The organism is Streptomyces sp. NPDC037242 (assembly GCF_055604165.1).
The window spans coordinates 204,896-210,903 of the sequence record NZ_JBVJUY010000003.1 but is presented as its reverse complement, the minus strand read 5'-3'; the positions used below and the strand labels follow the sequence as shown (position 1 = coordinate 210,903).

General features: G+C 72.9%; 5 protein-coding genes. 2 read left to right on the top strand and 3 right to left on the bottom strand.

The genetic code is table 11. The features are described from left to right. The first annotated feature begins 105 nt into the window (after positions 1 to 105). The gene (locus ACZ7GJ_RS06355; protein WP_470749995.1) at positions 106 to 468 is read left to right on the top strand and encodes a hypothetical protein; all 363 of its coding nucleotides are present in this window, start codon (positions 106 to 108) and stop codon (positions 466 to 468) included. On the opposite strand, the gene ACZ7GJ_RS06350 is transcribed toward ACZ7GJ_RS06355, so the two are convergent. The 3 genes from ACZ7GJ_RS06350 to ACZ7GJ_RS06340 are packed head-to-tail and all read right to left on the bottom strand — an operon-like array spanning position 428 to position 4,022. Continuing rightward, positions 428 to 1,417 (bottom strand): TolB family protein, encoded by a 990-nt coding sequence (locus tag ACZ7GJ_RS06350; RefSeq protein ID WP_470749993.1) that lies wholly within the window; start codon positions 1,415 to 1,417, stop codon positions 428 to 430. The genes ACZ7GJ_RS06355 and ACZ7GJ_RS06350 overlap by 41 nt on opposite strands. Next, positions 1,414 to 2,685: an MFS transporter gene (locus ACZ7GJ_RS06345; RefSeq protein WP_470749992.1), complete on the bottom strand. Its 1,272-nt coding sequence runs from the start codon at positions 2,683 to 2,685 to the stop codon at positions 1,414 to 1,416. The genes ACZ7GJ_RS06350 and ACZ7GJ_RS06345 overlap by 4 nt, the downstream gene beginning before the upstream one ends. Then, the gene (locus ACZ7GJ_RS06340; protein WP_470749991.1) at positions 2,685 to 4,022 is read right to left on the bottom strand and encodes a discoidin domain-containing protein; all 1,338 of its coding nucleotides are present in this window, start codon (positions 4,020 to 4,022) and stop codon (positions 2,685 to 2,687) included. Before ACZ7GJ_RS06340 ends, ACZ7GJ_RS06345 begins: the two co-directional genes overlap by 1 nt. Before the next feature lie 417 nt (positions 4,023 to 4,439). On the opposite strand from ACZ7GJ_RS06340, the gene ACZ7GJ_RS06335 reads away from it, so the two are divergent. Beyond that, on the top strand, positions 4,440 to 5,960 hold the full coding sequence (locus ACZ7GJ_RS06335; protein WP_470749989.1) for a DUF2079 domain-containing protein: 1,521 nt from the start codon (positions 4,440 to 4,442) through the stop codon (positions 5,958 to 5,960). The last annotated feature ends 48 nt before the right edge of the window (positions 5,961 to 6,008 follow it).

Below are 6,008 nucleotides of genomic sequence, written 5' to 3'. Positions count from 1 at the left end.
GCCCCCCCCCCCCCCCCCCCCCCCCCCCCACCCCCCCCCCACCCCCTCCCCCCCCTCCCCCCCCCCCCCCCCCGCCTCCGTCGTCGCACGCCCGGTGAGACGCCTATGACGGGCGTGCTCGCCTTCGGTGTGGATCACCTGGCAGGGAACGGCTACTTCTCCGCCCAGCGCGTCATCGAGCGCCTCGACGACCCCGCCACCACCGGCCTCGTCGCCGAACTCGCCGCCCTGCGCGGGGACCCTCAGTACGGCCACCTGACGGACGAGGTGCTCGCCACGGTCGGTGTCACCCTCTTCGGCGCCGGAGTCATCTCCACCATGGGCTTCCTCACCCGCCGGAGCGCCTCCCCGTGCTCTGGTAGCACCGCCGGTACGGCGGGGCCCCGGCCGGATCTCCGGCCGGGGTCCCGTGCCGCCGCGTCCCGCGTCAGTTCACCGAGGCCGGCGAGGAGCCCCCGGGCACGATGAGGCGGGGCTCGCCCGTACCGTCCGCCGGGACCGACCAGATGTCGCTCGCGCGTCCGTCGCGTCCCGGCAGGGCGTAGCCGACGGTCGTGCCGTCGAGCCAGGCCGCCTGGTCGTCGACGCTGCGCGACTCGGCCAGCGGGTGTTCGCTCATGGTCGCCAGGTCCAGGACGTACGGCCGCCAGGGCGCCGCGGGGTCGTCGGAGACCTTCTTCTTGAAGGCGATGCGGGTGTTGTCGGGCGACAGCGACGGGCATTCGGCGTTCTCGCGCAAGGCCTTCGCCGACCAGTTCCGCAGGTCGCCCTCGACGAGGTGGGTACGGCCCTTGGTCGAGACGGTGGCGTAGAAGCGGTTGTCGTCCGCGGCGAAGGTCACTCCCCAGTAGTTGACGTCGGGTGCGTGGTAGCGGGCCCCGTCGATGGTCAGCGGGATCTCCTCCATCGACTTGATCAGGTAGCCGGTGCGCAGGTCCAGGATGGAGGTCCGGGTGGAGAAGGCGGAGGTGGCGTAGGAGTCGCCGGTCGCGAAGGTCGTCCAGGACAGCAGGTGCCCCGAGGCCGAGACGCGGGCCCGGTTGGGGATGCCGGGGACGGTCGCACGGTTGACCTCGCGCAGTTGCCCGTCGAGTACGAGGGCCTGCGTGCGGGCCGGGATCCCGGGCAGCTTGCGCAGGCACAGGGCGCGCTCCCCCGCGGTGTAGAAGCGCTCGCAGGAGGGGCCTCCCGTCACGCGCGGTCCGCCGGTGCCGCTCTGGCGGGCCACCTGCCCGGTGGCCGAGTCGCGGAAGTAGAGCCCGGGCTCGGCGAGCCCGAAGGAGGCGTCCCCGGCGGACGGCCGGGACGGCAGTTCGCGGTTCCTGGCGTGCAGTACGTAGCCCAGCGAGCCGCCCGCGAGCAGGAGCACGGCCAGCAGGACCAGGGCGGAGCGCAGGTGTCGCGGGCGGGGTTTCACGGTGCCTCCGGGGCTTCGTGGGCGGGGGCCGGGGCGGGCAGGACGCGCCAGGCGGCCGCGAGCGCAGCGGCCAGCGCGAGCGCCGCAGTCCACAGAGCGGGACCCTGCCCCCAGAAGGTCCAGGCGGCCCCGAACCCGGCCGCGCCGACGAGCCGGGCCAGCGCCTGGCCGGTCTGGAGGACCGCGAGGCCGCCCGCCCGGCCGTGGGCGGGCAGGACGGGGCTGGCCAGTGCCATCAGGACGCCGTCGGTGGAGGCGTAGAAGACGGCCAGGAGTCCGAGTACCACCACCACGGTCGGCCAGGCGACGGGGAGGAGCAGCACGGCGTACGCGCCGAGCAGGGCGGCGTGCCCGAGCAGGAACGGCAGCCGTCGCCCCGTACGGTCGGCGAGCCTGCCCACCGGGACGGCGAGCAGCAGGTACCCGGCGGCGGCGCCGAGCGGCAGCAGCGGGAACAGTACGGGCGGCAGGTCGAGACCGCGCTGGATCAGGAGGTAGAGGAAGGCGTCGCCGATGGTGGCGGCGCCGAGCAGGACCGCCGCGTACAGGACCCGGCGGAAGGCGGGAGAGCGGAGGGGCCGGGGCCGGGGCGGCGGGGTTGCCCGTACGGGGGCCGGGGCGGTCGACGGGATCCCGGTCGCCGGCGGCGCGCCCGGGACGTAGAGGACGAGCAGGAGCACGCCGAGCAGTCCGGTGCAGAAGCTGACGGCGAACACGGCGTCGTAGGCGTCGGCGGTCGCCCACAGCACGGCGAAGGCGACGAGCGGGCCGAGGAGCGCACCGGTGGTGTCCATGGCCCGGTGCACGCCGAAGGCCCGGCCGAGCGTCTCCGGCGGGCCGCTGAGCGAGATCAGCGCATCGCGCGGGGCGGTGCGGATGCCCTTGCCGAGCCGGTCGGCGGCGAGGGAGGCGGCGATCCCCCCGGTGGCGGTGCCGGCGAGGAGCAGGCCGAGCCGGGACAGCGCGGAGAGCAGGTAGCCGGCGCCGGCGACCCGCTTGTGGCGTCCGCCGCGGTCGGCGAGGTGCCCGCCGAGGAGCCGCACGAGCGCGGTCGCGCCGTTGAACATGCCGTCGAGGAAGCCGAATTGGAGCGGGGACAGGCCGAGGCCCAGTACGAGGTAGAGCGGCAGTACCGCCGTGACCATCTCGGAGGAGACGTCGGTGACGAGGCTGACCGCGCCGAGCGCGATGACGGTGGCGGGGACGCGCCGCCCGACCCCTGGGGTGCGGGGCGGCGCGTCCGGGCGGCCGGTGTTGGCCAGGTACATCAGTGGCAGCTGTACTTCGGGCTCGTGTCCTTGACCTGCCCGTCGGTGCCGACGTAGGTCCATCCGTAGCCGGAGTCGGTGAAGTCGAGCTTCACCACGCCGTACTGGCCGCTGATCCGCTTCTGGCTGTTGGGCTGGACCTGCTCGATCGGGTAGGGCTCGGCGCCGCCCATGCCTCCGACGATCTCCACGATCCCGTCGGCGGCCGCCTTGCCGTCGGGGTTCTGCGGGGCGAACCGCTCGTAGTGGTGGTCGTGGCCGCCCAGGACGAGGTCGGCCTTGGCGGCGTAGAGGATCTTCCACACCGGCTTGGAGACCGGGTCGTTGCCGTGGCCGCCGGAGGAGTACAGCGGGTGGTGCCAGTAGGCGGCGATGCACTGCTTGCCGTTGGCGGCGAGGTCGGCCTTGAGCCACTCGATCTGGGCGGCCTGGTCGAAGGAGTTGGAGTCGAGGGCGATGAAGTGCCAGTTGCCCTCGTCGAAGCTGTAGTAGCTCTTGCCCTGGGGGTAGGCGATGCTGCCGAAGTACGACTTGTACCCGGCGAGGGGGCCGGCCGGGTCGTACGTCTCGTGGTTGCCCGGGGCCGGGCGGGTCTTGGCCTTGAAGGCGCCCCAGGTCTTGTCGTAGTAGTTGCGGAAGTCGGAGAGCCGGGCGTCGTCGTACTGGTTGTCGCCCATCGTCATGTAGAACTTCGGGTTGATCTGCTGGGCGAGGGCCGCGGTCTTGGGGTGCGCGCAGCCGCTGTCGGAGGCGGTGCACTGGGCTGCGATGTCACCGGCGGCGACCACCGTGAAGGCGCCCGTGGGGGGCGGCCCGCCGTCGACGGTGCCGTACACCTCGGCCTCGAAGAGCGAGTAGCCGTACGTCGTACCGCGCGCGGTGCCGTACACGCGCACGTACCTGCCCTTGCCGGAGAGGTTGGCCCAGTCGTCGGTGCCGCCGTTGCCGGCCTTCTCCTCGGCCAGCGCGGTCCAGGTGGCCCCGTCGGTGGACACCTCGATCCGGTAGGCCTTGGCGTACGCGGCCTCCCAGGTCAGTTTGACCCGGGAGACGGTGGCGGTGGCGCCGAGGTCGACCCGGATCCACTGCGGGTCCTTGCCCTCGGCGCTGGCCCAGCGGGTTGAGGGGGCGCCGTCGAACGCGTTCGCGGGGCCGAGCGAGGAGCTCTCGACGGAGGAGGCGGTGGCGGGCTTGCCCCGCGATATGACCGGGTCGGCGGCGGCCCCGGCCCGTCCGGGCCAGGCGAGGAGGAGCCCGCTGACGAGCGCGAGCACCGCGGTGAAGACGATCAGGGCGGTACGGGACAAGAGGGGTGGTGCGGAGGATTTCAGGTGCATACCTGGACTCCCTGTCCTGGGGGCGACGAGAGCTGGACTCCGGTGCGGGCCACCGCCTCCGGCCCGGAGGAGGGCAGGGGGCGGTGTCACGGCGGCCGGGTCAGAGCTCTCACTGAGCGCGTCATGCCCAGGGGATCGGGCACCGCGCCAAGCCGCCGACCGGGAGCGTAGCGGACAGGAAAGTTTCCTACCAGTGGTTCAACTCGACCTTCCCGAACCGGTTTTGGTCCGCGGGGCATCCGCGGGGAGACGGTCGGCCGGCCAGGGCCGCTCGGGCGGCGGCGCGCGGGCGGGCAGGGCCGTCGCGCGAACGGGCTAGGATCGACCGTATGCCCGAAATGGCTTGATTGACCGAGCCCGGGTCACCGGCGCCACCGGCCTCGGCCCGTCCCTTCGTACGACCGACCATAGGTATACATGTCGATATCTTCCGTCCTTGAGCGGCCGCGGGAAGACCTCCCCGCGAGCCCCGGATCCGGCTCCCGTACACGCGCGTGGGTGCGGGCACGGGTGCGCGGGGCCGCTCTTCCCTCGGCCGTGGTGGCCGTGCTCTTCGCGGTGTACGCGGTGTTCTCTGTCCGCCGCCACGCCCTGATGCTCACCACGGGCTACGACCTGGGCATCTTCGAGCAGGCGGTGCGCTCGTACGCCGGGGGCCACTGGCCGGTGTCCTCACTGAAGGGGCCCGGCTACAACCTCCTCGGGGACCACTTCAGCCCGATCACCGCGACGCTGGCGCCGTTCTACCGGATCTGGCCCTCGCCGCTCACGCTCCTCGTCGCCCAGGCGTTCCTGTTCGCCGTCGCGGCGTTTCCGCTCTGCCGGTGGGCCCAGCGCGAGCTCGGCAAGGCCGCCGCGGTCACGGTCGGCCTCGCCTACGGCGCCTCGTGGGGGATCTCCTCGGCGGTGGTCTTCGACTTCCACGAGATCGCGTTCGCCGTACCGCTGCTGGCCTTCTCGGTGGTCGCGCTGGGCGAGCGCCGGTGGCGCGCGGCCGTCTGGTGGGCGCTGCCGCTGGTCCTCGTCAAGGAGGACCTCGGCTTCACGGTGGCGGCGATCGGCCTGTACGTCGCCTGGCGCGGTTCGCGGCGGCTGGGCCTGGCGGCCGCGGCGTTCGGCATCGCCGCCTCCCTCGTGGAGATGTTCGTCGTCCTCGCGTCCGTCAACAAGAGCGGGTACGCCTACGCGCAGTTCCTCAGCAGCGACCCGGCGGCGGCCGAGTCGGGCAGCACCCTTGAGCGCATCCTGACGCTGCCCCTGCAACTGGTGTCGCCCGAACCCAAGGTCGTCACGCTGCTCTTCCTGGCCGCCATCACGGGGTTCATGGCGCTGCGCTCCCCGCTGGCGCTGCTGTGCCTGCCGACTCTGGGCTGGCGTTTCGTCTCCAGCAACACGGCCTACTGGGGCGTGATCTTCCACTACAGCGCCGTGCTGATGCCGATCGTCTTCGTGGCGTTCGTCGACGTGCTGGCCCGACGTCGGCGCGCTGCCGCAGCGGGTGACGAGCAGGTCCGCAAGGCCGCCCTGAGGTCACAGCGGGCGTCCCTCGGGATCACCGCCGCGGTCGCAGCGATCATGCTGCCGCTGTTCCCGCTGTGGCAGTTCCCCAGCCTCTGGAAGGACGATCCGCACGTCACGGCGGCGCGTACGGTCATCGGCTACATCCCCGACGGGGCGAGCGTGACCGCGTCCAACCGCTTCGTACCGCAGCTGACCAGCCGCTGCGAAGTGACCGGCCTCGGCTTCCCGGACATGGGCTCGCGGTACACGGCCCAGTGGATCATCGCCGACACCAAGGCCCCGCACGGCTGGCCCCTGACGGCCGCCGGCGAGTCGGAGGCGCTCGACCAGGCATGGGCACAGGGCTACCGGACCGTGGTGGAGCGGGACGGCGTGGTCCTGCTCCAGCGCTCCGAAGGGGACGGCGGGACCCCGTAGACCGGACGTTCCGGGCACCCTGGATCGGGTGCCCGGACCGCGGGCGGA

Excerpts from the sequence above, each read along its gene's own strand:
- ACZ7GJ_RS06335 (WP_470749989.1), top strand. The coding sequence starts at position 4,440 with ATGTCGATATCTTCCGTCCTTGAGCGGCCGCGGGAAGACCTCCCCGCG.
- ACZ7GJ_RS06345 (WP_470749992.1), bottom strand. The coding sequence starts at position 2,685 with ATGTACCTGGCCAACACCGGCCGCCCGGACGCGCCGCCCCGCACCCCA.
- ACZ7GJ_RS06340 (WP_470749991.1), bottom strand. The coding sequence starts at position 4,022 with ATGCACCTGAAATCCTCCGCACCACCCCTCTTGTCCCGTACCGCCCTG.
- ACZ7GJ_RS06355 (WP_470749995.1), top strand. The coding sequence starts at position 106 with ATGACGGGCGTGCTCGCCTTCGGTGTGGATCACCTGGCAGGGAACGGC.